The organism is Gemmatimonadales bacterium (assembly GCA_036265815.1).
Classification (GTDB): Bacteria; Gemmatimonadota; Gemmatimonadetes; order Gemmatimonadales; family GWC2-71-9; genus CAVVWJ01.
The window spans coordinates 1-26781 of sequence record DATAOI010000023.1 but is presented as its reverse complement, the minus strand read 5'-3'; the positions used below and the strand labels follow the sequence as shown (position 1 = coordinate 26781).

The window sequence follows — 26781 nt, the reverse complement described above, 5'->3', positions numbered from 1 at the left end:
GCACGAGGCCATGCACGGCGCTGGCGGTCCCTTTCCGCCGCGTTAGCTTCCTCCCAATTCCCCCATGCTCTCCCACGACAGCCTCCGCGCGGCCCTGGCCGGCCGCTATACCCTCGAGCGCGAGCTCGGCGCCGGCGGCATGGCGACCGTGTATCTCGCCCAGGACCTGAGACACGAGCGCAAGGTCGCCCTCAAGATCCTGCGGGAAGAGCTCTCCGCGTCGCTGGGCAAGGAGCGCTTCCTCCGCGAGATCAAGGTGGCGGCGGCCCTGCAGCACCCCCACATCCTGCCGTTGTACGACTCGGGCGCGGCCGACAACCTCCTCTATTACGTCATGCCGTACGTGGACGGCCCCTCCCTGCGCGACAAGCTGGCGAAGGAAGGCGAGCTGCCGATCGGCGAGGCGGTGCGCATCCTGCGCGACGTGGCCGACGCGCTCACCGAGGCCCATCGCCACGGGGTGGTCCACCGCGACCTCAAGCCCGAGAACGTGATGCTCCGGGGCCGGCACGCCCTGGTCATGGACTTCGGCGTCGCCAAGGCGCTGAGCGAGGCTACCGGCCGCCAGTCGCTCACCAGCGTGGGCGTCGCCCTCGGCACGCCGGCCTACATGGCGCCGGAGCAGGCGGCGGCCGACCCCCTCGTGGATCATCGGGCCGACCTCTACGCCTTCGGCGTGGTGGCCTACGAGCTGCTGGCGGGCCGGCCGCCGTTCACCGGCGCCACCCCGCAGCAGGTGCTCGCGGCCCACGTGACCGCGGCCCCCGAGCCGATCGCGACGTATCGACCCGTGGCGCCCGCACTGGCGGCGCTGGTGATGCGGTGCCTGGAGAAGCGCCCGGCGGATCGCTGGCAGACCGCCGAGGAGCTGATCCCCCAGCTCGAGGCGCTGCTGACGCCGAGCGGGGGGATCACACCGACGGCCACACGGCCGGTGGCCGCCGCGGCGCCCCGCTCGTCGCGGCGGCTCGCTCTTGGCATCGCGCTCGGCGCCCTGCTGGTCCTGCTCGGCCTGGGCACTTGGCTCGTGAGCCACCGCCGCCCCGCCGGGGCGTCTCCCTCCGGTCCCGCCGCCGTCACCTCCAGGCGCGTCGGCGTCCTCCCGTTCGCCTCGCGAAGCCGGGACACTGCCGATGCCTACCTGGGCGACGGCATGGCCACCGACCTGACCACCACCCTGGCCGGGATGAGCGGACTGCACGTCGTCTCGCGCAGCTCGGCCTTTGCCCTCAGGGGGAAGACCGCCCGTGAGGCAGGGACCGCGCTCAGCGCGGACGCGATGGTGGAGGGCACGGTCGGCAAGGTCGACGGCCGGCTCAGGGTGACGGTGTCGCTGGTGAACGTGGCCGACGAAGCTATGCTCTGGAGCCAGCGATACGATGTCACCGAAAAGGAGCTCTACCCCCTGCAGGATTCGGCCGCAGCCGCGATCGCCTCGGCGCTCGGCGTCGGTCTGGCCCGGCGGGCCGACGCGGGGCTGGCGGCGCACCGGACTGCAAACCCCGAGGCCCACGATCTCGTCCTTCGGGGTCAGTTCCTGACGGAGCAGAGCACCGAGGCCGGCCTCCACGAGGCGATCGCACTGTTTCAGCGTGCCGCGGCCCTCGATTCCACGTACGCGGAGCCGTGGAACGGAATCGCGCAGGCCTGGTTCTTCCTGGCTGACACCTACCTGGCCCCGCGGGCGGCCGTGCCTCCAATGCAGGCGGCGGTGGAAAAGGCGCTGGCGCTCGATCCGACTTCGGCCGCGGCGCACGCGCTTCACGCGTCCGTGCTCAACGTCTACCTCCGCGACTATGCTGCCGCCGATCGGGAGTACCTCCGGGCGATCGCGCTCGACAGCACCACTCCCTTCGGCGGTGACTACGGCGGGCTGCTCCACGCCCGCGGGCTGGACGATTCGGCCCTGGCCGTGATGCGCCGCGCCCGGCGGCACAACCCTTTTTCCTATGGCCCCATGAATCTGAACGTGATCCTGTTCGGCGATTTGGGAATGCTGGACAGCGCGACCGCCGTCTGCCAGGCGCTCCGGCGGCTGGCGTCCGATCCCTGCGATGAATGGCTGCTGCTCCGGCGAGGCCGTGCTGCGGAGATCATCGCGGCCCGGAAGGCGACGCCGGCTACCAAGCCGGAGGACATGATGCGCCTCGCCGAGGCACTGGCACGCGCCGGCGATGCCGTGGCCGCGCGCCGCCAACTCTCGGCCGCGCTCAGCGCCGCCGGCACCCGGTATGTCCGCGAGGACGGCGTCGCGGGTGCGTATCTCGCCTTGGGCGACACCAGTCGCGCGCTGGAGTGGCTCGACCGCGGTCTTGCCGCCCAGGCTGCGAACATGTCCCAGATCAACCGCGCCTGGCGATTTCAGCCGTTGCACGGCAACCCCGCGTTCGCCGCCATCGTGCGGAAGGCAGGGCTGCAGCTCTCGCCCTGAGCCGCCTCTGCACGGCCGTCGTTGGTCCGCCACGCGCCAGTGCTGGCGGCACGGCGCTCCCCGAGACAGATTTGAGCCATCTCTACTCCCCTCTCTCCCGACCTGCCGTCCGCACTGGCCGAGGCCCTGCGCGATCGCTACCGGCTCGAGCGCCCGCTCGGGCGGGGCGGCATGGCCACGGTGTTCCTGGCCCAGGACCTCAAGCACAAGCGGCCGGTCGCGCTCAAGCTGCTCCATCCCGAGCTGGCCCACGCGCTCGGCCCCGAGCGCTTCCAGCGTGAGATCGAGCTCGCCGCCCGGCTGCAGCACCCCCACATCCTGACGGTGCACGATTCCGGAGAAACCGCGGGGCAGCTCTGGTTCACCATGCCCTTCGTCGAGGGCGAATCTCTCCGTGAGCGGATCCGGCGCGAGAAGCAGCTCGCGGTGGACGAGGCGGTGCGGATCGCGACCGAGACCGCCCGCGCGCTGGACTACGCCCACCGCCAGGGCGTGGTGCACCGGGACATCAAGCCGGAGAACATCCTGCTCACCAAGGACGGCGACACCCTGGTGGCCGACTTCGGCATCGCCCGGGCGATGGCGGGCGCGGACGACCGGCTGACCGAGACCGGCATGGCCGTGGGCACGCCCGCCTACATGAGCCCGGAGCAAGCCACCGGCGACCATCTCGACGCCCGGACCGACATCTACGCGCTGGGCACGGTCCTCTACGAGATGCTGGTGGGCGAGCCGCCGTTCACCGGGCCCACCGCGCAGGCGATCATTGCCCGACGCTTCAGCGGCGAGGTGCCGAAGGCCCGCCAGGTGCGGCCCAGCGTGCCGGAGACCGTCGAGCGGGTCATTCAGCGCGCGCTCGCCCCGGTGCCGGCCGACCGGTTCCCCACAGCGGCCGAGTTTGCCCGGGCACTCACCGGCGCGGGCGGTACTACCATCTCGGCAGCCACTCCGGTCGAGGCCCTTGCACCGGCCGCCACGGGCACCGGGCCCAGGGCTCGACGGCGCGTGCCCGTAGCGGCAGTGACGCTCGGGCTCGGGTTCGTGATCGGCCTCGGCGTGCTCTTCGCCTGGCGCCGCAGCCACTCTGCCGACGCCGAGGGAGCCGCCGGCCCCAAGCGCCTCGCAGTGCTCCCCTTCGAGAATCTCGGCCGGCCCGACGACGAGTACTTCGCCGACGGGGTGAGCGACGCCATCCGCGGGAAGCTCGCGGCGCTGCCCGGCTTTCAGGTGGCGGCCTCCAGCAGCTCCGGCCAGTACAAGCACACGACCAAGTCGCTCCGTCAGGCCGGCCAGGAGCTGGGTGTCGACTACCTGCTGGTGGGCAAGGTGCGCTGGCAGCAAGGGCAGGGGGGCCAGAGCCGGGTCGAGGTCAGCCCCGAGCTGGTGCAGGTGGCCACCGCCTCGACCAAGTGGCAGGAGCCGTTCGATGCGGCGCTCACTGACGTCTTTCAGGTCCAGGCCGATATCGCGGGGCGGGTTGCCAAGGCGCTCGACGTGACGCTGGGGAGCGGCGAGCGCGAGAAGCTGGCGGCGAAGCCCACGCAGAACCTCGCCGCCTACGACTTCTACTTGCGGGGGAACGACTACTACAACCGCGGCTTCGGACGGGACGACTTCAGGATCGCGCGCCAGATGTATGAGCGCGCGGTCGGGCTGGATCCGAACTTCGCGCAGGCGTACGCCGGGCTGTCGGTGGTCCACTCGGCGGAGTATTGGTTCTTCTACGATCGAACGGACGAAGGCCTGGAGAAGGCGAAGGCTGCTGCGGACCAGGCGGTGCGCTTGCAGCCCGATCTCCCGGAGTCGCACCTGGCGCTGGGCTATTACTACTACTGGGGCAAACTGGATTACGACCACGCGCTGCAGGAGTTCGCCAGCGCGCTCCAACGCCGGCCGAACAACGCGGACATCATCTTCGCGGTCGCCGTCGTGAGGCGGCGGCAGGGAAAGTGGGACGAGGCGCTGGCGAGCCTCACCCGTGCGGCCGAGCTCGATCCCCGCTCCAGCATGATCCGCTTCAACCTGGGCGAGACCTATGAGCTGACCCGCGACTACGCCCGGGCCGAGCACATGGCGGACGAGGCCCTCGCCCTCACGCCCGACTGGTCGAACCCGTACGTGCTGAAGGCCACCGCCCGGCTCGGCTCGGGTGCAACCCTCGACCAGGTGAGGGAAGTCATCCGAGCCGCGTCCGAAAAGGTCGGGTTTCCAACGCTCGCCGCCGCAATGGCCTCGACCGGATCGGTCAGCAATTACGCCACCACGCCGACCTTCCTCCTGAGCGCAGACACCGCATATCGCAAGGCGTTGGAGGGCCTCGCGCTGCCGGCGTTCGCGGATTCACTGGGCTACTACGACCTGAAGGCGGCGCTCTACCGCTATGCCCGGAAGCCGGAGCTGGAGCGCAGCTACCGGGATTCAGCCCGGGCCGTGCTCGAGGCCCAAGTCCGGACCAGGCCCGAGGAGGCGTCGATCCGCGCCCGCCTCGGTCTGGTCTACGCCTATTTGGGGCGGCGGGACGACGCGGTGCGTGAAGGCGAAGCGGCGGTGAGGCAACTGCCCGAGACCCGGGAAGCCTACGGCGGCACCAACATCGCCGCCACACTCGCGTTGATCGATGCCATCAGCGGCCGACAGGACGCCGCGGTCGACCGCCTCGAGCATCTGCTGTCGGTTCCATCCGCGGTGAGCCGTCCCTGGCTACGGGCCGATCCGGTGTGGGAACCGCTTCGAGGCAATCCCCGCTTTCGGAAGTTGCTCGCCGGAGGCAGCTGAGTCCGGCGCGCTTCCCTTCCGCTCGAACAGCTCCCAGCGTCCCTCCGCGCGGGTATAGCCGGGGTTCTTGAGCGTGTACCACACGGTCCGCGGGCCGTAGAAGTCGGCCTTCCTCTTGGCGACGATGCCCTCGAGATCCAGCCGCTCGACCGCCTCGAAGAGGCCTCTGCCGTCGCCATCCACGGTCAGCACGCGGGACATGGTCTGGGTGCTTTCGGGAATGAGCTCCGCCAGCCGCCGCTTCCGGATGGTGAGCGACTGCCGGCTCAAGTCGCGCCCGTTGATCCAGAGCACGTCGAACACCGTGTAGTGCAGCCAGCCCCGGCCCGCCATCAGCGCCTGCACGTCCTGGTGCCCTTCCTCGTTGATCGCGACGACCTCTCCGTCCAGAATGACATCCCTGACCTTGAGCTCGCCCCGCACCCGCTCGCAGAGCTCGGAGAACCGGCGGAGGATGTTCCCTCGCTTGGAGCGGATGAAGCTGGTCTGGCTCTGGTACAGCACCCCGCGGAAGCCGTCGAACTTCGGCTCGTAGAGCCAGGCGGGGTCCTGCAGTGGTGGTGTGCCGGCGACGGGAACGACGGGCTCGACGGTCGGGAGGGTCCTGCTGGCAGTGTGCAGCTTCATCGTGGGGCTCCCAGGCAGCCTCGAAGGCTGCCGGCTAGCCTCTCCACGAAGAGGGGTCTCGGTATCCGCGGTCCGTACTCCGGCCGCTTGCGATAGTTTAGGGCGCGAATCGCGGCATGGCTAGATCGGGCACTGGCGCTGGGGCCGGGATCGGGGCGCCGGCTCCGGCGACGGGCGGGGCTCGCTCCGGTCACCACAGGCCGCCCCGGGGGGCACGGAGCTAGACCGGGATCACACGGCCTGACTCCCTCCGCGATCCCCGCCCGCCGCCTGCGCCCGAGCATCGGCGCCCGCGGGCACGTGCGACCCGACCATCGCGCAACGCCGTTGTGCCCACCACTGTACCAGCGCGGCACTGCCGCGCTCATGCGCACTGCGCGTGCCTGGGGGGCTGGGGAGGCTCGCGCAGGGAGTCAGGCCGTGTGATCTCCTCGTGCGACGTGCCCCCGGGGCGGCCTGTTGTGACCGGAGCGAGCCTCCCCAGCCCCCCGCCGGCGGGCTGTCGAAATGGCCCGACTTCGAGCGTCATTGTGCGGGCAGTGCACGGTGCCAGCCCCCGAACCCCTGACGGAGAGCCCACGTGAAATACGTTCTGCTGGACTACGTAAGCGAGGCCGGTTGGCCCCAGCTGCCGAGGGCCGAGCAAGAGCGCTGGTTGGGAGCCTACAAGGCCTACATGGAGGCCATGACCAAGGCGGGCGTCCTGAAAGGCAGCAATGGCCTGCAGCCCACCGCGGCGGCGACGACGGTGCGGGTCGCCGATGGCAAGGCCCAGGTGCTGGATGGCCCCTATGCCGACTCCAAGGAGCAGCTCGGCGGCTTCCATATCATCGAGGTGGACGATCTCGACGCCGCGATCGCCTGGGCCGCCCGCTCCCCGACCGCGCTGCACGGCGTCGTCGAAGTGCGGCCACTCAGGGAGGGCACTCTGCTGACCAGGGACAACTCCGATATCCTCAACCCGGCGTGAGGGCGAGAGAGATGCGCAAGCTGATCGTGTTCAACCAGGTGAGCCTGGACGGCTACTTCACTGATGCGAAGGGCGACATGAGCTGGGCCCACAAGTCGGACGAGGAGTGGAACGCGTTCGTCGAAGGCAATGCCACCTCCGGGGGCGTGCTCCTGTTCGGCAGGATCACCTATCAACAGATGGCGAGCTACTGGCCGACCCCGCTCGCCGCCCAGCAGGCCCCCGTCGTGGCCGAGCGGATGAATCATCTGCCGAAGGTCGTGTTCTCCAGGACGCTCGACAGCGCCTCGTGGACCAATACCAAGCTGATCAAGGGCGACCCGATGGCGGAGACACGAAAGATGAAGCAGGAGTCCGGGCAGGACCTGGTGATCTTCGGTAGCGGGAGCATCATTTCGCAATTCGCGGATGCAGGCCTGGTGGACGAGTATCAGATGGTGGTGAATCCCATCGTTCTCGGGAAGGGGAGGACCATGTTCGATGGCCTCAAGAAGAGACTGGCCCTGAAGCGGACGGCGACGCGGGCCTTCGGCAACGGGAACGTCCTGCTGGTCTACCAGCCGGCTTGATACGCGCCCGCCCCTGAGCGCATGACCGGCCCCGACGACGCCCGCCGCGTGGCCGAAACGGTGGCCCGGCGCAGCTACGGCAAGCTGGTCGCCTTTCTGGCGGCGCGCACGGGGGACGTGGCGGCGGCCGAAGACGCGCTGTCGGATGCCTTCGTGTCGGCGCTGGCGCAGTGGCCCCGGAAGGGCTGCCCGTCGAATCCGGAAGCGTGGCTGCTGACCGCCGCGCGGCGCAAGCTGATCGACGCCTCGCGGAGGCGGCGCACCGCCGAGACAGCGACCGGGCAGGTGCAGGCGCTCTGGGAGGAGCAAGACGCGGCGGGGAAAGCGGCCGACACCGAGGCGGTCATTCCAGACCACCGACTTGCGCTGATGTTCGCCTGCGCGCATCCGGCCATCGAGGCGGGGATCCGAGCGCCCTTGATCCTGCAGCTCGTGCTCGGGCTCAACGCGGCCACGATCGCCTCGGCATTCCTCATGTCACCCGCCGCCATGGGTCAGCGCCTGGTACGCGCCAAGACCAAGATCCGCCAGGCCGGCATTCCGCTCGCCGTCCCGGAGCGCGAGGAGCTTCCCGGCCGGCTCGGCACCGTGCTGGACGCGATCTACGCCGCCTTCGCCGAAGGGTGGACCGACCCTGGCGGGACCGACCTCGCCCGCCGCGATCTCGCCGAGGAGGCAATCCTCCTGGGCCGGCTCGTAGCGGAGCTGCTGCCTGAGGAGTCGGAGACCCTGGGCCTGCTGGCGCTCATGCTGTACGCGGAAGCCCGCCGCCGTGCGCGCCGTAGTCCGGATGGCGAGTTCGTGCCGCTGGCCGAACAGGATCCGGCGCTGTGGGACTGGCGCATGCTGGAGGAGGCGGAGGGGCTGCTGCTGCGCGCGAGTGGTGGGCGAGTCATCGGGCGCTATCAACTGGAGGCTGCGCTGCAGTCGGCGCACGTGTATCGCCGCCGCACGGGCCAAGCCAACTGGGCCGCGGTGGTGCAGCTCTACGACGTGCTCCTGGCGCTCTCCGATTCCCCGGTGGTCGCCATCAATCGCGCCCTGGCCATCGCGGAGCTGCGTGGGGCCGACACCGGCCTGGCCGCCATGCCGGAGCCGGCCGCCGATGGGCGGCTCACTCAGTATCAGCCCTACTGGGCCGCCCGTGCGGAGCTGCTGGCCAGGACCGGCGCGCCGGAAGAGGCCCGCCAGGCGTACGACGTCGCCATCGGTCTCGAGCGCGATCCTGCGGTCCGGCGATTCCTGCAGCAGCGTCGGTCGGCCCTGTCGCCGTGATCGTTATTCTTCTGGATGCCCTATCTCCTCGCCCTTGCGTCCGCCATCCTTTACGGCGCCGCCGATTTCACCGGCGGCGCCGCGACCCGGCTTGGACGGACGATCCCGGTCGTATTCCTCTCCCAAGTGAGCGGCCTGGTCCTGCTCGCGCTGCTGCTGCCGCTGCTTCCGAACGCGTCGCCCTCGCGGGGGGATCTGCTCTGGGGTGCGGCCGCAGGACTCACCGGAGGCGCGGGCGTGGCGCTCTTGTATCGCGCCCTCGCCATCGGCAGGATGGCCGTCGTGGCTCCCACGACCGCGGTATGCGCCGTCGCCATCCCGGTCCTGGTATCGGTGCTGCTGGGTGAGCGGCCCGTCCCGATGGCAGTCGCGGGCATCATCCTCGGTGTGGTGTCGATCGTTCTGGTGAGCCAGCAGAGGACGGCGGAGACGGGCACGCACGGCGCCGGTCGAGCGAAGCGGCTTCCGCCCGGGATGGCGATAGCGCTGGTGTCGGGCGTCGGGATCGGACTCTTCTTCCTGTCGCTGGCGCAGAGCCGATCGAGCGCCGGTATGTGGCCGATCCTGGTGGCGCGGGCGTTGTCGTCGATGTTCTTCGGGGTGGCGGCGCTCACCCGGCGGGAGTCGCTTCGGATGCCGCCCCGGGTCCTGGTGCTGGTACTGGTGTGCGGCGTCATCGATATGTCGGCTAACGCGCTCTATTTGCTCGCCGCGCGGCAGGGACCACTCAGCGTCGTGGTCACCCTCTCATCTCTCTACCCTGCCAGCACGGTGCTGCTGGCGCGGGTGGTCCTGGGCGAGCGACTCAACGCACTGCAGATTACCGGTGTGGCCGGGGCACTCGGCGCCATCGTGCTCATCGTGAGCGGCGGCCGGAGCTGAGCTCGGTTCCTTGCCGCCGTGTCAGCCGGGAATCACGTACTCGCTCTGCACCAGTCCGCTGGCATACGACCGCGTGGCCACGTGCTCCAGCCGTATATCCTGCGAGATCCTTCCAAACAGGGGAATCCCGCCTCCGAGGAGCACCGGGATGCGGGTGATGATCACCCGCTGAATCAGTCCGGCCTGGAGGAAACGCTGGATGGTGATTCCGCCGTCGATGTAGAGATGCTGCATCCCGCGACGTCCCAACCGGTCCACGATGTCCTGGGGTGAGCCGGCCATCACCTCGCAGACCGCGCCCTCCGGTACCGCGGCTGCGCTCAATGTCGTGCTGAGCACGACCACTGGCGTGGTTCCATACGGCCAATTCTCGAAGCTTAGCACTGTCTCGAAGGTCTTCCGGCCGATCACGATCGCATCCACGGTGGCGATGAACTCGCTGTAGCCGTGCGGCTCGCCGCCGTCGGCCGGAAGCCAATCCAGTCCGCCGTCCTCCCGGGCGATGTACCCGTCCAGGCTGGTCGCGATGAAGACCGACGCTCTCATGGGTCGCGCCGGGTCAGGGATGCAGGAGGAGCTTGCCGGTGGTCTGGCGCTGCTCCAGCCTGCGGTGGGCCTCGGACGCCTGCTCCAGGGGATAGGTCTCGCCCACGCTCACCCGGAGCGTCTTCGCCAGGACTCGATCCTGCAGCTCGCGACGGGCCGCGTCCCATCGCTCGGGAGGGTCGGCGGCAAGCCAGAAGCTGCTGACCCGCAGGTTGCGGCCGTAGAGCTCGTCAGGATGGATCGGAGCGGGAGATCCGCTGGCCTCTCCGAAGAAGACCAGGTGGCCGTAGAGTGCCAGCACCGCGAGGCTGTCGTCCCGAGTGGCGCGGCCGACCGAATCGAACACGGCGTCGACCCCGCCGCCGCCGTTTGCCTCGCGAACCAGCTCCGGCAAGCCCGGACCATAGGGCAGGGCGACAGCGCCCAGCTCTCGGACCAGCGCCTGCTTGGCGGGAGTGGATGCGGTACCGAGGACGCGGACGCCACGCAGGCGCAGGAGTTGAACGAGGAGTGCGCCCACCCCGCCCGCGGCCGCGTGCACCAGAGCGCTCTGCCCCGGCGCCAGCTCGGTCGAGAAGTGAGCCAGGCCATACGCGGTGAGGCCCTGAACAGGAAGTGCGGCCCCCACCTCGAACGGCACACCGTCGAGCAGCGAGAAGAGGGCAGTGGCCGCCACCACCGCGTACTCCGCGTAGGTGCCGCTGGTGCGCATGGCCCAGAACCCGACCCGGCGCCCCAGCCACGTCTTGTCCACCCCGGGGCCGATTCCCTCCACCACGCCGGCGGCCTCGTTCCCCGGAATCCAGGGCAGCATCGGAGGATCGTAGATGCCGCGGCGGCGCTCGGTGTCGGAGAAGTTCACTCCCACGGCGCGGACTCGGACCAGAACCTCCCCGGGGCCGGGCTGTGGAGCCGGGTGGGACCGGAGGGTCAGCACCCCGGGGTCGCCCAGGGCGTGAACCACGATGGCTCGCATGGGAGGAGGAATAGCGCCAGCAGTCATGCGATGATCGGGGCCGATGCCGGCCTGGCCAACGGCGTGAGCCCGAGCCCGAACTCGGCCTCCACATCGTACGTCCTCCCGTGGACCCGCCCCTTGCCTTCCGCGATCGTCAGCTTCCGGGCGAGCACATCCGCCCGCCACGCCGGCGCCGAGACGCCGGCGCGCCGGCGCGCTACGATCCGCATGCGCTCGACCTCCTGCTCCGCTGGGGAGAGCGCGGGATTGATGAGCTCGATGTCTCTGCGAATCTGCTCGCCGGCGCCTCCCCGGTCCACGCTCCCGTTCTGGACCCGGATGTCGAACATGAGCGCCGCCCCGCGCTCGGTGGTCAGTCCATAGTCCCGGCAGAACCCCAGGGCGATCTGCAGGAACGCGTCGGCCCGGGCCACCTGGATCGCGATCATCGGCTCGCTCTTGCCCATGGCCGAGAGGCTGCTCTTCCAGTTATCCGCGATGCGCCAGGTGTTGGCGCGATTGGCTACCAGCGATTGGATGCCGAGGGCCCATCGCATCTGTTCCTCTTTGGGGCGGTCCAGCATGCGGGAGAACTCGTCATAGAGAGTTCCCAGGATCGTCCGGAGCTCCGCCTCGTTTCTCTCCCGCATCTCCTTCCAGAGCGACTGCAGTGTGCCCTGGCCGATGTTCCACTGCAGCGCGCCCCAGCTCAGCCCCTGGTGGTCGAAGTTGCCGGCCACGCCGCCGAAGCAGTCGGGAAACCCGCGTCCGGTCTCGAAGGATGCGGTCAGGGCGAGCACCCGCACGCCCAGCGGCGTACTCTGCGTCAGCGTGCGACCGGCGGCGCTGGCCGGGGCGGACCCGTCGTCCTTGGCCGCGGCCACGAAGTTCGCGAATCGGACCTGGGAACGGCTGGCGGGGAGCTGGACGGCTTCGGCCGGTAGAATGACGGCTGCGGGCGCAACGGGCACCGACGCATCGGTGGGCGACCCGGCCGGCACGCCCCCCGTCTGCGCCGGCACGACCGCGACCACCGGCTTGCTTTCCGCGGCCACCGCCACCTGGGCCTCGGCGGCCTTCGTCTGCAACACCTCGACCGCCCGGGAGCCGAAGTAGAAGGCAAGGACCATCTGGAAGGCGGTCACCAGCCCCTGGAACTGCGGCTCCAGGCTTCCAGGGGCGTACAGGTTCACGCACTCCATCACCACGAACACCACCAGCCCGGACAGCGCGAGCATCCCCCGGATGGTGCCGGGCGGCAGACCGAAGGAATCCTGCTCGTAGGGGTTCTTCTGGGGCTCCTCGAACGGCTCGACGTCGGATGCGGCGGGCGCCGCCGGTCCGTCCTCCGTGATGTTTGCTGCCTCGAGCCGCTGTTGCTTCCGGTAGGCGATGAGCTCGTCCCGCCGCTCCCGATAGCTCTTGCCGCCGAGCAGCCCGGTGAGGAGCCGGTCCAGCCAGGTCTCGTAGATCTCCGGGTAGAGAATCTTCCACTCCCGGTTGGACAGCCCGTAGTTGGAGACGTAGCGGTTGATCGCCCACAGGATGTACAGCAGGGTGAGGGCGAGCCAGATCCCCATGATCCACCAGGCGAAGGAGGCCGCGTCCCGGTAATCCTTGAGCGCAGCCGCATCGGCGGGCATCTTCTGGTTGATGAGCGACTGCAGGGAGTCACCCCGACGCAGCAGCCGCTGCATCATCGCGAAGGACGAGTCCGGCGCCGACGCCGGAATCCGGACCGTGTCCGGCCTCGGTGGCGCCGGCCTGGCAGGCGCAGGCCGCGCTGCGGGCGGCCTGGTGGACGGCTGGGTGCGGGCCGTCGTGGTCTGGTCGGTGACATCCTGGATCCCGTTCTGCCCGGCCAGCGGACCGGCGCCGGTGCCGAGCAGGAAAGCGAGCGCCACAGTAGCGCGAACAGCCATAGTTCCTCCGAGCCGCGTCAACGCACGACCTTGAACAGGAGCCAGTTGGCGGTGGCGCCGAGCGCGGCGCCGATGGTGAAGCCTCCCCAGTCGAAATTCTTTCCCGAGGGCTTGATGCCCAGACCTCCGACCACCCCGCCGACCAGGCCGCCGGCCACGATGCTGGCGGTCTTCACCCGCCGGGCGTAGGCCAGCGCCGCGGCGGTGTTGCGCACGGATTCCTTGCCGAGGCTGTCCGCTGTCGCGAATCGTGCGTGCAGAGTGTCGTAGGTCTGGTTCTGGATCTGCACAACCGCTGCAAAATCCTTGATGTTCTGCTGGCGCAGGCTGTCGATCGCGCCGGCCACGCCGACCCGCGCCCGGAGCGAGTCGATCAGTGCGCTGTCGAGCGCCAGCCTGCGGATCAGGACCTTGTAGGCCGCCTTGTTGTAGACGTATGCGGTGTCGGCGTCGACCCGGAGGATGTCGGTCCGGACCACGCGGACCCTGATCGGATTGGGGACGTCCTTGATGACCCTGTTGGGGGTATCCTGGGCGGGAAGTGGACTCAGGGTGGGTGCGACCAGACCAAGCAGCAGGACCACGGCTGGCGCCTTCATGAATGCTCCTGTCGGAACAGGGGTGAGCCTATTCGATGAGACCGGGATCATCCTGGATCGTGGGGATCTGGTCCCGCTCGCGCAGGAGGTCGTCGATGGACTGGTCGAGGCTCCTGGCCCGTGCCTCCAGCGGTGCGATCTGTTTCTCGCGCGCCTGGATCGCGTCCATCCGGGTGGCGATCTCCCGGGTCCGCCACTCATCCAGCTGCTTCACGCTCCGCTCCAGGCCCTCGAGCCGTGCGCTGATCGCCTCGTTCTTCTCCCGAATGGTCTTTTCGGTCGGACCCTCTCCCACCAGACCGCCGAGCAGGTTGGCGAGGCCCTTGAAGGCGTAGAGGATCGGCGCGGCCAGTCCGACCAGCCAGAGGGGCAGCTTGGAGCCTGCGAGGGTCGAGGCGAAGGCCTTGATGTTCGGATTGAGGTAGGTGATGAGCAGCATCGCCACCAGCATCAGGGCGATGATGATAAGCAGCTTGCCAAAGCGCGACATGTGGGGACTCCTCCGGGACAGACAAGGTTGCAAGGTGGGGCAGAGTGGGGCAAGGTGGGGCAGGGTCACGGCCCGACGGATCAGCGCCTTGCCTCACCCTGCCTCACGCTGCCCCACCCTGCCCCACCTTTCTTGATCAGCGCCCAGCCGGCGCCGGTGTCCCCGCCGGCTGGTCGGCAAACATCGGCGTCGATCGCAGGATGGCGACCTCGTCTGCCGTCATATCCACCGGCACGTCGGCGAACAACGGCGTCGTGAGATACCGCTCCCCCGTGTCGGGCAGCATGCAGAGGATCGTCGATCCGGCCGCCGCGGCCTGGGCCACTTCCATCGCCGCCGCGAAGGTGCCGCCAGCGGAGATGCCCACGAAGATCCCTTCTTTCGCCGCAAGCTGCTTGCTCCATCGGATCGCCTCGGGCGCGGGGACGGTGATCGTGCGGTGGACCAGTCCCGCCTCCACGGCATCGCTCGCGAGCTTCGGAATGAAGTCGGGACTCCAGCCCTGGATCGGATGCGGCTTCCACGCAGGATGCCTAGCGGCCGGCGTCCCGTCGGGGTTGCGCTCCTGCCGCGTGCCGCTCGAGACGAGAGGCGCGTCCGCGGGCTCCGCCAGGACGATCCGGGTCTCCGGCCGCTCCTTCGCGAGCACCCGGCCCACCCCCTTGAGGGTGCCGCCCGTTCCGAAACCGGTGACCCAGTAGTCGAGCCGCTCACCGGCGAAGTCGGTCAGGATCTCCCGCGCAGTTGTGCGCGAATGGATGTCGGCGTTCGCCTCGTTCTCGAACTGCCGGGTGAGAAACCAGCCGTTCGTCTCCGCGAGCTCCACCGCCTTGTTCACCATTCCGGTCCCGCCGGCCGGCGGCGGCGTGAGTACGACCTTGGCACCGAGGAAACGCATCAGCTTGCGGCGCTCCAAGCTGAACGACTCAGCCATGGTGACGACCAGCGGATACCCCTTTTGCGCACACACCATGGCCAGCCCGATGCCGGTGTTGCCGCTGGTGGCCTCGACCACGGTCTGGCCGGGTTTGAGCACGCCCCTCCGCTCGGCGTCCTCGATCACACCGAGCGCCAGGCGATCCTTCACTGAGCCGAGCGGGTTGACCGCTTCGATCTTGACGAAGAGGTCGATGCCCTTGGGTGCCAGCTTGCCGACTTTGACGACCGGCGTATTGCCGATCGTCTCGAGAATGTTTGCGAATTTGGCCATGGCTCCCACCCGGGGAAGAGGGTCGTGGTGAACGGATGAGGAAATCTAGGACCGTGCCCCGATCTTGCCAGGCGCACTTCCGGGGGTAGACTCTCTCCGGGCAGGCCACCCTCCACCCCCGCAAAGAGCACTCCCATGCGCCGCCTTCCGCTCCACCCTGCGTGCGTCGTGTTGGCGCTTCCCCACCATCAGCGAGCGCCAGTTCACCGGCGGCGGCGCCACGGTCACGGTCACCGGCTCCAGCAAGATCAGCCAGGAGATACCGCTCAACACCAAGGCGAGCTACGGCGATGGCGAGTCGACCTGGCTCCAGTTCGGCGTGTCGGGGTCGGCCGAGGGTGACGTGCTCGTCACCTACGGCGAGTCCAAGGAGATCGGGATCACGGTGGGCCGGGGCAAGTTCCTGGCGACGGGCGGGATCATGCCGGGCGAGAAGTCGCAGTGCTCGGGGAAGGCGCAGGTGACGGCCGCGCTGGTGTCGGGCGACTACACCTGCACTGGCGTGACCTCGAAGCAGGCGGAGGGCGGAATGGGCAAGGTGGACATCAAGGTCACGTTCACGGCGAAGTCGTAGCGGCGCCACCGGTCACCGCGGTGGCCACCCTGCGCAGCTCCTCCTCTGTTTGCACCGCGGACTTGACATCCGCCCACTGGAACGGACTGCCGGCGAGGCGATGCTGGAAGAAGGCGAGGCCGAGCCCACACAGCTTCCGGATCATGTCCGGGTCGCGGTTCTGGAAGGTCTTGTCGTCGAGCGTAATGAACCGCTCGACGGCCTTGGGATTCACATTGGCCTGTTGACTACCTCAGGCGGATGTGGATGTCTAAGCAGTCCGGAATCCCTTGATGATAAGCCACAGCGCCAGGGCCAGCTGACTCACCCCCAGCGGCGCGAGCATGGGGACCACCACAGGACGCCCGAAGAGGGGTCCCGCCAGCGTCGTCAGTTGCAGCATGACCGCCAGGAGGCCAAAGGCGGCCAGCGCACGCGGAACCAGTGCGAATCGGTACAGCACCGCGTAGAGCACGAGGAGGGCGCTGCCGTCGGCGATCCGACCTAGATAGTGCGTCCAATTCCGTGCCGAGGTCACCACGACGCGAAGCGCCCGGAGTTGATCGCGTTCGGCAGGACCTGCCCTGGCGTATGCCTCGCTCAACGACACCATCGACATCATACCCGCGTGCTCGACGGCGGTGACGGCGAGGGCGACCACCGCCAGCGCCATGAACCAGAATGCGAGCGCCTGGCTGTACTGACAGAAGATCGGGAACGCCGTGATGGCGATGGCGACGAAGAGTGCGCCGGTGACGAGTCCGAGGAGTACGGACAGGCCGATCTGCTGTGAATGAGCCGCTGCGGTCGCGAGGAAGTCCGGTGCGCCAAAGAGCGGCGCCGTCAAGACGCCGTAGACCAGGGCGCTGCCGGCCATCTGTGCGAGGATCAGCGTACCGATGATGCGACTGGTGCGGGTGGCGGTTCCCATGCGGTTACGCCGCCCGTCCGTCAGACCAATTCACGGCCGATCCTGGCGAGGGGGAGCCGCCTGACCCGGACTCGGCCCCGGGGTCTCATCCTCTCGTTCGGCTGTCGTGTGACCATCCTTCATATAGACGCGCACCACGATCCACTGCCGATGGGGAAAGGCCCGCGCCTGCCACCGCACCTGCCAGAGCAGTCCGCCCGGATCGGCCTTGAAGCTCCGCGGGGTGATCGAGTAGAGGATGTAGTTCGATAAATCAGGAAACGCGGCGGCCGCGACTCGGTCGGCAATCCGCAGGGCAGAATCCAGGGTCACTCGGACGTCCGCCGCTTCGAGGTCTTGAGCGCGAAGCGGGAGCGCCGTCCAGAGCGCGAACACCAGGCAGAGAGGCGGGGCGGAGCCGAAGCAACGGACCATGCCCATGCTCATGAATGTGGGCGCAGCGAGCGCGCCTCCAGACCGATGCCTCCGGCCAGGAGACCCAATATCATGAGGGTGTCGAACAGCGAGGCGGGCGCAACGTAGATATGGAGGTTGGCGATGATTCCCACCACGATAATGAGCGCACCAGCGGCCGTCAGCAGCCAGCCTCCGACACTCCGACCGTCAAAAAAGAGCCAACCTACACCGACGAGCAGCGGCAGCATTGAGAGCCCGAACGCATTGTAGCCCCACAGCAGCCAAGCTCCGCTGCCGACGGTGACGCGGGTGAGCAGGAGATAGCCGCCTACCACGATCATGCCGAGGCCCAGGAAGAAGGTACCGAGGCCGCCGGAGGTGCCACCGGCTCCTTGCATGTGCGCTCCTAGAATGGTGCAGTGGAGCGGGGCCCCGGCCCACCCGCGACTGCCAGGTCCACGACCAGGAGCGAGTGATCCGACCAGCCGCGCTACCGAACTTCGTGATCGTATCGGCAACTCGTCACATGATCGGCGAGGATGGGTGAGGCGAAGGCGTGATCAATCCGGAACCCACGCCTGGCGCGAGGGCGGGCAGGTGGGTTGTCGCCCGGTGTGCGTTTGTCGTGGTGACGGCTGATGTACGGCGAGGTACTGAGGCTGTCAAGAGGTTGCTATAGGCGTGCGCGCAATCGCAGCACTACGTGGCGCTCGTCGCCTCGGCGCAGGAACGTCAATGAAAGTTTCGTGTCGGGCTGAGAGAGCTTTTCACGAATGCGGCTCAGGCCGAGCTGGGCCGATGGTTGGCCGCCGATCGCGACAAGGACATCGCGCCGGCGGACGCCTGCGGTGTCGGCGGGAGAGCCTCGATCGACGCCGAGAACCGTAATGCGTCGAAAGTCAGGCCCGACGCTGGTCAGCAACAGGCCACTCGCATCGTACCCCATCGGTGCATGGGTGCGAGCCGTCGGCTCGAGGATGACGCGGCGCCCGGCGTAGTCGAACACGAGGTTGAACCGACTCAGCAGGCCCACGCCGACTGTCCCGGCGTCACCTCTGCGTTCCACATCCGCCGAAAAGGCCGCGATCGGCCTGGCCACGGTGGTACCGGCAATGGTCAGACTGTCCAGCCGCATGACGTGGCCCGCGACCTTGCCGCCGATCGCGGCGCCCAATGCGGGGAGGCGCTTGGAGACTCCTTGTGTCAGCTCGGCCTGTTGCACAAAGGAGCCATTCAGGCCGAGAACGTCGAGACTCCCCGTATCGAGCTTCAGCTTGGCGGGCACGGCCCGACCGTTCAGATAGAGCAGGCCCAGCGCGAAGGGCTGGTCGGCCTCGATCCAGACCGGCAGGATACGGCCGGTCCCTCCATACACGAATTGGTTCGGCTCGAACAGTTCGACCACCTGCCGATCGTAGTCGAGCCTCGTCACGTACCGGGTCAGGAAATCGTGGCCGAGGATCCCAGCGTACGCCAGGCCGATAAGCGGCTCGACGTGGTGCAAATCGATGACGGTGAGACTGTCCGGGCGAAACGTGGCCTGCCCGAGGTGGAGCGGGATTCCCGGCACGACGCCGGCATCGGTATGACCGCCAGGCGCGTCTGCCTCACCGTGGACATACGCGGGCAGGCGTAGCGAGTCCGCATAGCGTCGGTTGACGACGCTGGTCTCGAAGCCGGAATCGAGCAGCCAGAGGTGGGGTGGCGAACTGTCCGTCTCCACTCGGATGAAGGGCAGCCCGCCAGCAGAGGTCAGGGGAAGAGTTGCTACCGGCACGGGCGGAGTCCGGTGCGAATCATCGGTGCGAGGGCTCGGGCCGCAGGCCGAACAGGCCAGCAGGGTGACAATCGCCTGATACCGACAGGCTCCACCTGCGCCTGATCTCACCGCGCAGATACTCCGCGACATAGGGTGTCCGATTTTCGTGGTGAACTCCGCATCTCTATATATGGGGGATCAGGAAACGCTCCGACGGCCTTCTCCACATACGGAAAGGAGTCACCGATGTCCACGACAGTCCAGACCGGCTTGCCAGCTGCAGTGAATCTCCAACAGGCGATCCTGCTCGCGCAGCTGCAGCTTCTCCGCCAGTTCGAGGCGCAGCGAAGGAAGGGGTAGTCAGGCTGAGCTAGCGTGACGTGGTCCTCATACGAGGAGGATCACGGCGAGCACCACCCCGATGATGACGAGCGCCCAACTCAGTGCCAGCACGAAGCGTGGACTGGAGCGCGGGGGCCGGTCGCCCAGCGGCAGCGACCCGACATAGCGTTGATACTGTAGCGCCCCGCCAGCGGTGGCGATGACGCCCAGGACGACAAGGGCAGCCCCAAGGTAGGGCGACACGCCGTGACCGATTTGACGCCCCGCCTGCTCGTGGAGCAGGCGCAGGAACAACCCGAACCGGGCCACCACGAACCCGAACCCCATGACTGCGATGCCGGTGCGGAGCCACGCCAGCATCGTTCGCTCAGCCGCGAAAAAGACTCTCGGGTCCCCGCTGGGCTCAGGCATCGTGTCAGCGGTAGTCATCGCGAGGCGGATGGAACACATCGATGACGGCGCAGGCAGTCAGGGCGCGCGCGGAATGGCGCTCATGGGGTGCGATATACAGCAGCTGCCCGGGTCGCAAGACGTGCTTGACGCCGGAGACCGTCAGTTCGAAGGAGCCGCTCAGTAACAGGGTCCACTGCTCGTGGGGATGGGAGTGATCGGGGATGACCGCGCCGGGCGCGATGTCCACTCGGCCCTGGGTGATGTGGTCCGAGTGGAGATAGCGGCCGAGGTAGCCGGGAGCGACCTCGCGCGGCGCAACAGTGGTGAAGTCAAGGAGCCTCATGTGAAGCCTCACCCCTTCCTGGTCCAGGGCGGCACGATCGTGTTCATCCGGGCATACGCCACCAACTGGCCCAGATGCTCGTGCAGGTCGTTGAGGGTATAGGTCGTCGCCACGCGGGGCAGAGTGCTCTGTCCATAGTACCTGATCGGCGTGTTGATCGTCGACCGCGACAGGCCAGCCAAGGTGGCGCTCAGACTCTGCATTGCACGGTCCATCACAGCGATCAGCTGGCCGTCCGGGAGTTTCTTGAGCCGCGCCTCCTCGGCGTCGAAATCGGCCAGCGATCCCGCCGGCAAGGGACGGCCGAACATCGCGGTCTCGCAATTCCCCTCTGCTGCGACATGGGCAAAGACCTCCCGGAACGCGCGCGTCCCCTCCATCGGACGCCAGGTGAGCTTGTCCGAGGGCACCGCCTTGGCGAGCGCCATGAACTTCTTCCGCAAGCCTTCAATGTCTTCCTTCTGCACCTGACGCCAGGCCGCGAATTCAGCCGAGTCGTCTACCGAAGTCTGTGCCCGGAGCGAAGCGCCTGTAAACCCGGTCAGACCCATCAGCAGGACGAGGGCCGGGGCGGGCCAGAGACAAGACCTAGGCATGCTGTCCTCCTTGAAGGGAATGGTGTGCTGAGTAGTTGTTCGTACGAGAGCGGAAGCGGAAGGTTCCACGCAAGGGCGATTTCGCATCGGCGGGTCATGCCCGCTTCCCTGGCCACCCTACAGGCCACGCGTCGCGTGCGTAGCCAAGATGGCAGAGGAACCAGGCCGGGTCGCGTGATCGGACCGCCGCCAGGGCCCAGCGTAGCTCGAGAGTGGCCGCGTGAAACCGCGCACGATCGATCAAGCCTGACAGGCCCGGATAGACGGTGTCTATTTGCCAGAGCAACCCTTCCCCGAAGGCAATGATCAGTGACCCCAGGTCGAGCGCGGGATCGCCCGGGCCGGCGTTGCCGAAGTCAATGACGCCGCGTAGCCGGTGGGTGGCGGGATCAAAGCACAGGTGGTACGGTGCCAGGTCACCATGGACCAGCGTCGGCGAGTAGGCAAGGTCCAGGTCCCCAGCGAGGACGGGGCGAAAGAGCTCCCGAGCCCAGGCTCGGGCCCAGTCCATCATCAAGGGCAGCAGCTCGCGTTCAACCGCCTCATACAGCTGCTCGTACCCTTCCCGCATTCCCGGCGATGTGGTTCCCGGGCGGGTAATCGCTTCGCTGACCCCCGGCAGACTGTGCAGCTCGCGAAGAAACGTCCCCAGCTGCTCCATGAGCAGGCCCCGCGTCGACGCGTCCTGCGCCAGGAGGCGTTGACGATCGAGCGGCAGGCCTGGAATGAACCGGTAGACGATGCACTCCTGGTGTTGCTGAATGACCTCCGGAACCGGCAGGGATACGCGGGGCCGCACGACGGCAAGCAGTCGAGCTTCGCGTTCCAGGGCGTGGCGCCCCGCCTCGTCTCGCGCGAACCGGAACACGAGCTCTTCATTGACGATCAGGACATCGTTCACCAGCCCATCCTCACCAGCGCGCAGCGATGCGATCCGGAGATCGGGGATGATCCGCAGAACCCGTTGCTCAGGCTTGGGTGTGCTACCCATCAGGTGTCCCGGAGCGCGACCCGCTGACCCACAGTAGCCCGCCTCCAAAGACGATCATCCATAAAGGAAGGAGGTAGTTATTCAGCGCGGCGACCGGAGCGACCACGTCGGTGGCGTTGCGGAACATGCCGACCAGACCTGCCACCGCGGTCCCCACACCGACATACCCGATCCAGCGAGGGAACCCGGCGCCCCGCGCCAACATGGCCAGCGCTGACAGGAGAAAGAATACGCTGACGCTCAGCTCCCCGAGGAACTCGCCGATATAGTTGCCGAGATAGCTGTTGAGTCCGGTGAACACGGTGGCGATCGCCGCCCGCTCGGCCGCATCCCCGCGGGCGTAGGCCTCGGCGAGCGCCCAGTGGATGCTGGGCCAGCGCAGAAGTCCCAGTACCATCGAGACCGCGGCGACCTGCGCGAAGAGCATTCCGGTACGCATGCTCCCCTCGCGCACGGACCGGAGGGCATGAAACGCCCCGACCCCGGCGGGGATCCAGACCAGAGGCAGGAAGCCGTAGAGCGCCCATACCGCACGGCCGCCGGCGCCGGTCGCGCGCAGTCTCGGGAGCACGTCCGCGGCATTGCCGTCAAGGATGGCCGGGTAGTCGAACCGGGCCGCGAGAAAGGAGAAGACGCCGAGAAACGCCGCCGCGCCCGCGACGAGGGCGATCCCCCCGGCGCGAATAGTTGAGTGTTCCCGCATTACGACGATCGCTCCCACACCAATACAGTGATCAGGGACTGTCCGCCGATCTGGATCGGTGGCGTGGAGAGTTCAAGGTGTGTCCCGTCGAGCTTGTAGTGGCGGACTTGATGTCCGCCCACCCAGTTCGGGTAAGACGCTCCGATCACGTGATGCGTGACGGTCGCGGTGAGTGGGGCGACGCTGTAGCTCCCGAAGTATGCAATGAAGCCGTCGAAGGCTGCGCGCACTTCTGCATCGGTGCCCCGCTGCGGGTCTTGGGAAGCAAATAGGGGTCGGTCCGGCGTCATGAGCATCGCTGACATGTGACCGGAAGCGTCGTACACGAGCTGACCGATGACCCCCCGTCCCAGCGGGTACCGAGTCGCTCCTGAGCTGTCGCGGGATTCATAGGAATTCAGGTGCCATGCCCCGATAAGGTCTGCGGCTGCCTGCCCGGACCGGTCAGTCACGATGAAGCCTTTCCCACGCCCGCACCGGGCCAGTCACGATCCGAAACAACGGATGCGCTGCAGGCCGGCTCACCACCCTCAGCTCTTCGAATCGGCCCGGCCGGCGCTGGTGGAGTTTCCTCAGAAGATGGGCCCATTCGAAGGCCAGCTGCCCGGTGGTCTCGGGAATGCGCCGGCGCGGCGTGCGGCCACCCAGCTTGCGCCGATCGAAGCAGTACCCCCGCCGCAGCGCCTCATCGTAGATGGCCGCGAGATAGCAATTCAGTGCGCCGACCGGCTGCGGATGGTTCCGAAAGCGAGTCAGCTGCGGGTGAGATCGGTACCCCTGCGTCTCGCCTCGGAGGACGGCCCGCGCCAGCAGGGCTTCGCGCCAAAGCGCCACCAGTCCCAGCGGATCAAGGTACTTCGGGTGGATCGTCCAGAGACGCATCAGGCGTTGGTCAGGCAGCCGATTCCGGAAAGCGCCCGTGCTTGAACAGATGGAACCAGACGGGCCGGTCCGTGTCGCTCAAGATCTGCAACTCCTCGAAGATCTCTCGCGCAAACTCGATGGGTCCGAGCCCGCTCGCCGTGATCAGCCCTTGGTCGCGCACGGCAAGGGAGTCGACGTAGCGAGACGCGCCCCGGTACTCCGGGACCAATCGCTCCAGGTAGGCGAGTTCATTGCTCGTGTGGCCGTGGTCGTCCAGGAGGCCGGCGTGGGCCACCGCGAGCGTGGCCCCGCAGATGGCTGCGATCGGCACGCCGGCGCTGTGCAGAGCCAGAAGCGTGGGCCCGATCTCTGCCCGAGGATCGGGGCCTTCCCACAGGTCTCCCCCGGGCAGAATCAGCAGTCTGACGTTGGCCGGGTCCAAACCCGCCAGTGGCAGATCCGGCATCACCGGCAGCCCGCCCATGGATCGGACGGGTGCTGCGCTGAAACCGACGGTCCTAACCTCCAGGCCACCGGAGCGGCGGAGCTCGGCCATCGCAAAGGCCGGCTCCCAATCGGCGAAGCCGTCGAACACCAGGACATGAACCGCGGGAATCATGGGATCCCTCTAGCCTTCCGTGTCGTGCCCAAAACAGAGACGATAGCCGTTGCAATCCTCGATGTCGAAGTCGCGACATCCGTAGGGTTGATCACAAAGATCGCGGGTGATCTTGACGCCCTTGGACTTGAACTCGGCATGCAACGCGTCGGCATTGTCGATCCAGATGTAGGCGTCCCACGCGCTGCCCTCGGGATCGACGAGGTGGTTGGGCCGCACGCCCCCGGCCTGCTCCAGCTGGGCCAACATGATGATCACACCATTGCGCCGAACCATACAGAAGGAAGGCGGGTCATTCCAGAACCGTTCGTAGCGAAAACCGAGCTTGTCGCGGTAATAGTTGGCCGTGGCGACGACGTCATCCACCATGAAATAGGACGCGCTGCTCCAGCGCGACCGATCTGCGACGATGTTTTCTGCCGTCACGGCCCGTTCACCAGACGCTGGAAGCGCGGGTCGCCCCGGAGCGGCGCGTACGCCGGCGCCACCCTGAACCAGGCTGCGGTGAAGTAGCCCGGCGACGCGACCAGCGACCCCACCCTCGCCAGCGCCTGCTCCCGCCGGCCCGCCATCAGGGACGTCCGGGCCAGCAACTCCTCGACGATCACCCGCTGGAACATGAACTCGGAGTCGATGCCCCGCCCGAGCGCTTCCAGCTCGCGCGCGGCCTCGCCCGGGTTGCCGGCCAGTGCCCGCAGCCAGGCGCGCGACCAGCGGAATATCATGTCTTCGGCTCGCTCGCCGGCGGCCAGCTCGCGGCCGTAGACGGCGAGCGCGGAGTCGGCATAGGTCCGGGCACCGAGGCTGTCCCCACGCACCCAGTGTGTCTCGGCCTGGACGATGGCCCAGAGCGCCCGGTCGCCGGCGAACGCCTCCGGCGTAAGAGCGAGGAGTCGCCGCTGTTGCGCCTCGGAGAACAGCCACTCGTCCCCGTAGCCGGTCATATTGCCAGCCACGCCGGCGAGCTCCTCGTCCGACGCGGCGAGGCTGAGGGTTGCCCGGGCGCCGGCGAGGTCGCCTGTCGCCGCGGCGGCCAGCGCCTCGCGATACGGCGACGCCTGCGGATTCAGCTCGCGCGCCCGCCGGAACGCGGCCAGGGCTTCGGGAAAACGCCGGCGCCACAGCAGAGCCTTCGCCATTCGGGTACTGGTCTCGGCGGATCGCGGGTCGAGCACCAGCGCACGGCGGAAGCGGTCGATGGCCTCATCGAACCGTCCCATTGGCCACGCGGCGTCGGCCGCACCGGTGAGCAGCTCGGCGTCGTTGGGGGCGACGGCCAGACCCTTCTCGAATTCCGCCAGGCCCTGCCGCTCATCCCAGTCCACATCCAGGCCGATGCGACCCAGCGCCCGGTGGACGGCTGCCAGTGTGGGGGCCAGCGCCGCCGCCCGCTCGACGGCCAGGCGGGCGGCGGCCCCGGCGCGAGCGGTCGTGTAGATCGCATACGCCCCCGCATGAGCCTCGGCCAGCCCGACCCACGCGAGCACGAACCCCGAATCGAGCGCGATGGCGCGCCGGTAGGCCGCGACGGCGCGCTCGTACCCGGTCGGGGTGCCAGGGGCAGCCCTGGCCTGCAGATAGGCGTCGTACGCCGCAAGGTTCTCGGTGGGCCGCGCGGCGAGCCGCTCGCGCGCTCCCGCGCCGAGGGTGAGCAGCAGCGCGCCCGCCACCTGTTCGGCGATGGTCCCCTGCACCTCGAACACGTCCGAGAGCACCGCGTCGAACGGTTGTTGCCAGCGGGTCACCGGCGGCCCCGCGCCACCCACCTCGACCAGCTCGGGGCTCACCCGCACTCGGCCCTGCCCGGCGGCCGCGCGCTCCCAGCGCACCGTGCCGGTGAGGAGATAGCGGACGCCCAGCTCCTGCCCAACCTCCGAAGGGCGCTTGGGCGTTCTCTTGTACTCGCTGGAGCTGGTGCGGGCGATCACCTCCAGCCCCGGCAGGGCGGCGAGCTTGCCTCGGACCTCGTCTGTCACGCCGTCGGCGAAGTACTCGTCCTCGGGGCCACCGAGGTTCTCGAAGGGAAGCACTGCGAGGCGCGTGGGGCCGTCCGCTGCGTCCGCACGCGGGTGGCTGCGGCGCCACGCGAACAGTGCACCCAGGCCCACGAGGACGCCGAGTATGAGGGTGAGCGCGGCAGCCGGCACCGCGCGCCGGCGGATCGGTGGAGACGCGACAAGAGCGCGGGCGAACTCGGCCGCGGTCGGGAAGCGGTCGGCCGGCACCTTGGCGAGTGCTCTCAGGACGGCCTGCTCGACCGCCTCGGGCACTGTCTCGCGGAGCTGCCGGAGCGGGCGCGGGGTCTCGGTGAAGCGGCGGGCCACGGCGGCCTGCGCGGTCGGACCCGCGAACGGCGGCTCGCCCGCGAGCATCTCGTAGAGTACCGTCGCGAGTGAGTACACGTCGCTCTTGGCCGTGATCTCCCGCTCCCCCATCGCCTGCTCGGGACTCATGTAGGCCGGCGTGCCGACCGCCAGCCCCGTCTGGGTGAGCGCGTCCTCCCCGCTCTGCAGCGCGCGGGCGATCCCGAAGTCGGCCACGAGGGTGTGGCCGTCCTCGGTGAGGAGCAGGTTCTCGGGCTTCACGTCGCGGTGGACGACGCCGTGCCGGTGGGCGTAGTCGAGTGCCTGGGCGGCGTCGCGAGTGATGCGGAGGGCTTCGTCCACCGGGAGCTGCTTCTCGCGCCGGAGCCGGTCGCGCAACGACTCCCCCTCCACGTACGGCATGGTGAACCAGAGCCGTCCGGCGGCCTCGCCCGAGTCGTGGACCGTGAGGATGTGCGGGTGCTGCAGGCGGGCCGCGGTTTCGATCTCGCGCTGGAAGCGCGCCGGCCCGAGAGCTGCGGCAAGGTCGGGGTGGAGGACTTTGAGGGCTACCGGCCGCTTATGCCTGAGGTCCTGCGCGAGGTAGACGGTGGCCATGCCGCCCTGCCCGAGCTCCCGCTCGAGGGCGTAACGGCCGGCGAGGGCGGCGGCGAACGGCGAGTCGACAGCGGTCACGGGCGTGCCGGGAAGGGACACTAGGAATGTGGCCCGGG

General features: G+C 68.4%; 29 protein-coding genes. 7 read left to right on the top strand and 22 right to left on the bottom strand.

Annotated elements, in window-relative coordinates:
- Window positions 1-64: 64 nt before the first annotated feature.
- Together VHR41_04400 and VHR41_04395 are read left to right on the top strand one after the other, a co-directional pair.
- Window positions 65-2431 carry a serine/threonine-protein kinase gene (locus VHR41_04400; protein HEX3233410.1) on the top strand — a complete coding sequence of 789 codons (2367 nt, stop codon included), beginning with the start codon at window positions 65-67 and terminating at the stop codon, window positions 2429-2431.
- A gap of 78 nt (window positions 2432-2509) precedes the next feature.
- Window positions 2510-5206, top strand: coding sequence for a protein kinase (locus VHR41_04395; GenBank protein HEX3233409.1), 2697 nt, complete (start codon window positions 2510-2512; stop codon window positions 5204-5206).
- Here VHR41_04395 and VHR41_04390 read toward each other — a convergent pair.
- Window positions 5132-5833 (bottom strand): hypothetical protein, encoded by a 702-nt coding sequence (locus VHR41_04390; GenBank protein HEX3233408.1) that lies wholly within the window; start codon window positions 5831-5833, stop codon window positions 5132-5134. The two genes, VHR41_04395 and VHR41_04390, sit on opposite strands and share 75 nt — an antisense overlap.
- 580 nt (window positions 5834-6413) lie before the next feature.
- Here VHR41_04390 and VHR41_04385 point away from each other — a divergent pair.
- The 4 genes from VHR41_04385 to VHR41_04370 are packed head-to-tail and all read left to right on the top strand — an operon-like array spanning window position 6414 to window position 9529.
- Entirely contained in the window at window positions 6414-6803 is a 390-nt protein-coding gene (locus VHR41_04385) for a YciI family protein (GenBank protein ID HEX3233407.1), read from the top strand.
- Window positions 6804-6814: 11 nt separating this feature from the next.
- On the top strand, window positions 6815-7372 hold the full coding sequence (locus VHR41_04380; protein ID HEX3233406.1) for a dihydrofolate reductase family protein: 558 nt from the start codon (window positions 6815-6817) through the stop codon (window positions 7370-7372).
- Between the two features lie 21 nt (window positions 7373-7393).
- Window positions 7394-8647, top strand: coding sequence for a DUF6596 domain-containing protein (locus tag VHR41_04375; GenBank protein HEX3233405.1), 1254 nt, complete (start codon window positions 7394-7396; stop codon window positions 8645-8647).
- 15 nt (window positions 8648-8662) lie between these two features.
- Window positions 8663-9529, top strand: coding sequence for an EamA family transporter (locus tag VHR41_04370; GenBank protein ID HEX3233404.1), 867 nt, complete (start codon window positions 8663-8665; stop codon window positions 9527-9529).
- 21 nt (window positions 9530-9550) lie between these two features.
- Here the strand turns inward: VHR41_04370 and VHR41_04365 are convergent, their stop codons facing one another.
- The 6 genes from VHR41_04365 to cysK form a co-directional block, all read right to left on the bottom strand.
- Window positions 9551-10075, bottom strand: coding sequence for a dihydrofolate reductase family protein (locus VHR41_04365; protein ID HEX3233403.1), 525 nt, complete (start codon window positions 10073-10075; stop codon window positions 9551-9553).
- Between the two features lie 13 nt (window positions 10076-10088).
- Window positions 10089-11078 carry a quinone oxidoreductase gene (locus tag VHR41_04360; protein ID HEX3233402.1) on the bottom strand — a complete coding sequence of 330 codons (990 nt, stop codon included), beginning with the start codon at window positions 11076-11078 and terminating at the stop codon, window positions 10089-10091.
- A complete protein-coding gene (locus VHR41_04355; protein HEX3233401.1) occupies window positions 11075-12955 on the bottom strand; it encodes a hypothetical protein in 1881 nt (626 codons plus the stop codon). The genes VHR41_04360 and VHR41_04355 overlap by 4 nt, the downstream gene beginning before the upstream one ends.
- Window positions 12956-12972: 17 nt before the next feature.
- The gene (locus VHR41_04350) at window positions 12973-13554 is read right to left on the bottom strand and encodes a hypothetical protein (GenBank protein HEX3233400.1); all 582 of its coding nucleotides are present in this window, start codon (window positions 13552-13554) and stop codon (window positions 12973-12975) included.
- A 28-nt stretch (window positions 13555-13582) separates the two neighbouring features.
- On the bottom strand, window positions 13583-14044 hold the full coding sequence (locus VHR41_04345) for a hypothetical protein (GenBank protein ID HEX3233399.1): 462 nt from the start codon (window positions 14042-14044) through the stop codon (window positions 13583-13585).
- Between the two features lie 136 nt (window positions 14045-14180).
- On the bottom strand, window positions 14181-15254 hold the full coding sequence (cysK, locus tag VHR41_04340) for a cysteine synthase A (protein ID HEX3233398.1): 1074 nt from the start codon (window positions 15252-15254) through the stop codon (window positions 14181-14183).
- A 64-nt stretch (window positions 15255-15318) separates the two neighbouring features.
- On the opposite strand from cysK, the gene VHR41_04335 reads away from it, so the two are divergent.
- Window positions 15319-15828 (top strand): hypothetical protein, encoded by a 510-nt coding sequence (locus VHR41_04335; GenBank protein ID HEX3233397.1) that lies wholly within the window; start codon window positions 15319-15321, stop codon window positions 15826-15828.
- On the opposite strand, the gene VHR41_04330 is transcribed toward VHR41_04335, so the two are convergent.
- From VHR41_04330 to VHR41_04260, 15 genes are all read right to left on the bottom strand, one after another.
- Window positions 15812-16042 carry a hypothetical protein gene (locus VHR41_04330; protein HEX3233396.1) on the bottom strand — a complete coding sequence of 77 codons (231 nt, stop codon included), beginning with the start codon at window positions 16040-16042 and terminating at the stop codon, window positions 15812-15814. The genes VHR41_04335 and VHR41_04330 overlap by 17 nt on opposite strands.
- Window positions 16043-16078: 36 nt before the next feature.
- Window positions 16079-16738, bottom strand: a complete 660-nt coding sequence (locus VHR41_04325; protein HEX3233395.1) for a DUF4386 domain-containing protein — start codon at window positions 16736-16738, stop codon at window positions 16079-16081.
- 30 nt (window positions 16739-16768) lie between these two features.
- Window positions 16769-17152 carry a hypothetical protein gene (locus tag VHR41_04320; protein HEX3233394.1) on the bottom strand — a complete coding sequence of 128 codons (384 nt, stop codon included), beginning with the start codon at window positions 17150-17152 and terminating at the stop codon, window positions 16769-16771.
- Between the two features lie 8 nt (window positions 17153-17160).
- Window positions 17161-17532: a hypothetical protein gene (locus tag VHR41_04315; protein ID HEX3233393.1), complete on the bottom strand. Its 372-nt coding sequence runs from the start codon at window positions 17530-17532 to the stop codon at window positions 17161-17163.
- A 275-nt stretch (window positions 17533-17807) separates the two neighbouring features.
- The gene (locus VHR41_04310) at window positions 17808-18857 is read right to left on the bottom strand and encodes a PDZ domain-containing protein (protein HEX3233392.1); all 1050 of its coding nucleotides are present in this window, start codon (window positions 18855-18857) and stop codon (window positions 17808-17810) included.
- Between the two features lie 423 nt (window positions 18858-19280).
- Window positions 19281-19646 carry a DUF202 domain-containing protein gene (locus VHR41_04305; protein HEX3233391.1) on the bottom strand — a complete coding sequence of 122 codons (366 nt, stop codon included), beginning with the start codon at window positions 19644-19646 and terminating at the stop codon, window positions 19281-19283.
- A gap of 4 nt (window positions 19647-19650) precedes the next feature.
- A complete protein-coding gene (locus VHR41_04300) occupies window positions 19651-19971 on the bottom strand; it encodes a cupin domain-containing protein (GenBank protein ID HEX3233390.1) in 321 nt (106 codons plus the stop codon).
- An 8-nt stretch (window positions 19972-19979) separates the two neighbouring features.
- Complete coding sequence (locus tag VHR41_04295; protein HEX3233389.1) at window positions 19980-20567, bottom strand: DinB family protein; 588 nt, start codon at window positions 20565-20567, stop codon at window positions 19980-19982.
- Between the two features lie 94 nt (window positions 20568-20661).
- Window positions 20662-21558, bottom strand: a complete 897-nt coding sequence (locus tag VHR41_04290; protein ID HEX3233388.1) for a phosphotransferase — start codon at window positions 21556-21558, stop codon at window positions 20662-20664.
- On the bottom strand, window positions 21551-22261 hold the full coding sequence (locus tag VHR41_04285; protein HEX3233387.1) for a DUF4386 family protein: 711 nt from the start codon (window positions 22259-22261) through the stop codon (window positions 21551-21553). The genes VHR41_04290 and VHR41_04285 overlap by 8 nt, the downstream gene beginning before the upstream one ends.
- Window positions 22261-22713, bottom strand: coding sequence for a lipocalin-like domain-containing protein (locus tag VHR41_04280; protein HEX3233386.1), 453 nt, complete (start codon window positions 22711-22713; stop codon window positions 22261-22263). Before VHR41_04280 ends, VHR41_04285 begins: the two co-directional genes overlap by 1 nt.
- On the bottom strand, window positions 22706-23143 hold the full coding sequence (locus tag VHR41_04275) for a pyrimidine dimer DNA glycosylase/endonuclease V (protein ID HEX3233385.1): 438 nt from the start codon (window positions 23141-23143) through the stop codon (window positions 22706-22708). Before VHR41_04275 ends, VHR41_04280 begins: the two co-directional genes overlap by 8 nt.
- Window positions 23144-23153: 10 nt before the next feature.
- Window positions 23154-23744 (bottom strand): type 1 glutamine amidotransferase family protein, encoded by a 591-nt coding sequence (locus tag VHR41_04270; protein HEX3233384.1) that lies wholly within the window; start codon window positions 23742-23744, stop codon window positions 23154-23156.
- Between the two features lie 9 nt (window positions 23745-23753).
- Window positions 23754-24170, bottom strand: a complete 417-nt coding sequence (locus VHR41_04265; GenBank protein HEX3233383.1) for a VOC family protein — start codon at window positions 24168-24170, stop codon at window positions 23754-23756.
- Window positions 24167-26781, bottom strand: a 2615-nt coding sequence (locus VHR41_04260) for a protein kinase (protein HEX3233382.1), incomplete at its 5' end; no start/stop codon positions are given. The genes VHR41_04265 and VHR41_04260, both read right to left, overlap by 4 nt.

Excerpts from the sequence above, each read along its gene's own strand:
- cysK (HEX3233398.1), bottom strand. The coding sequence starts at position 15,254 with ATGGCCAAATTCGCAAACATTCTCGAGACGATCGGCAATACGCCGGTC.
- VHR41_04375 (HEX3233405.1), top strand. The coding sequence starts at position 7,394 with ATGACCGGCCCCGACGACGCCCGCCGCGTGGCCGAAACGGTGGCCCGG.
- VHR41_04290 (HEX3233388.1), bottom strand. The coding sequence starts at position 21,558 with ATGGGTAGCACACCCAAGCCTGAGCAACGGGTTCTGCGGATCATCCCC.
- VHR41_04285 (HEX3233387.1), bottom strand. The coding sequence starts at position 22,261 with ATGCGGGAACACTCAACTATTCGCGCCGGGGGGATCGCCCTCGTCGCG.
- VHR41_04370 (HEX3233404.1), top strand. The coding sequence starts at position 8,663 with ATGCCCTATCTCCTCGCCCTTGCGTCCGCCATCCTTTACGGCGCCGCC.
- VHR41_04365 (HEX3233403.1), bottom strand. The coding sequence starts at position 10,075 with ATGAGAGCGTCGGTCTTCATCGCGACCAGCCTGGACGGGTACATCGCC.
- VHR41_04380 (HEX3233406.1), top strand. The coding sequence starts at position 6,815 with ATGCGCAAGCTGATCGTGTTCAACCAGGTGAGCCTGGACGGCTACTTC.
- VHR41_04390 (HEX3233408.1), bottom strand. The coding sequence starts at position 5,833 with ATGAAGCTGCACACTGCCAGCAGGACCCTCCCGACCGTCGAGCCCGTC.
- VHR41_04275 (HEX3233385.1), bottom strand. The coding sequence starts at position 23,143 with ATGCGTCTCTGGACGATCCACCCGAAGTACCTTGATCCGCTGGGACTG.
- VHR41_04300 (HEX3233390.1), bottom strand. The coding sequence starts at position 19,971 with ATGAGGCTCCTTGACTTCACCACTGTTGCGCCGCGCGAGGTCGCTCCC.
- VHR41_04400 (HEX3233410.1), top strand. The coding sequence starts at position 65 with ATGCTCTCCCACGACAGCCTCCGCGCGGCCCTGGCCGGCCGCTATACC.
- VHR41_04295 (HEX3233389.1), bottom strand. The coding sequence starts at position 20,567 with ATGCCTAGGTCTTGTCTCTGGCCCGCCCCGGCCCTCGTCCTGCTGATG.
- VHR41_04270 (HEX3233384.1), bottom strand. The coding sequence starts at position 23,744 with ATGATTCCCGCGGTTCATGTCCTGGTGTTCGACGGCTTCGCCGATTGG.
- VHR41_04305 (HEX3233391.1), bottom strand. The coding sequence starts at position 19,646 with ATGCCTGAGCCCAGCGGGGACCCGAGAGTCTTTTTCGCGGCTGAGCGA.
- VHR41_04325 (HEX3233395.1), bottom strand. The coding sequence starts at position 16,738 with ATGGGAACCGCCACCCGCACCAGTCGCATCATCGGTACGCTGATCCTC.
- VHR41_04355 (HEX3233401.1), bottom strand. The coding sequence starts at position 12,955 with ATGGCTGTTCGCGCTACTGTGGCGCTCGCTTTCCTGCTCGGCACCGGC.
- VHR41_04345 (HEX3233399.1), bottom strand. The coding sequence starts at position 14,044 with ATGTCGCGCTTTGGCAAGCTGCTTATCATCATCGCCCTGATGCTGGTG.
- VHR41_04360 (HEX3233402.1), bottom strand. The coding sequence starts at position 11,078 with ATGACTGCTGGCGCTATTCCTCCTCCCATGCGAGCCATCGTGGTTCAC.
- VHR41_04320 (HEX3233394.1), bottom strand. The coding sequence starts at position 17,152 with ATGGTCCGTTGCTTCGGCTCCGCCCCGCCTCTCTGCCTGGTGTTCGCG.
- VHR41_04315 (HEX3233393.1), bottom strand. The coding sequence starts at position 17,532 with ATGCAAGGAGCCGGTGGCACCTCCGGCGGCCTCGGTACCTTCTTCCTG.
- VHR41_04350 (HEX3233400.1), bottom strand. The coding sequence starts at position 13,554 with ATGAAGGCGCCAGCCGTGGTCCTGCTGCTTGGTCTGGTCGCACCCACC.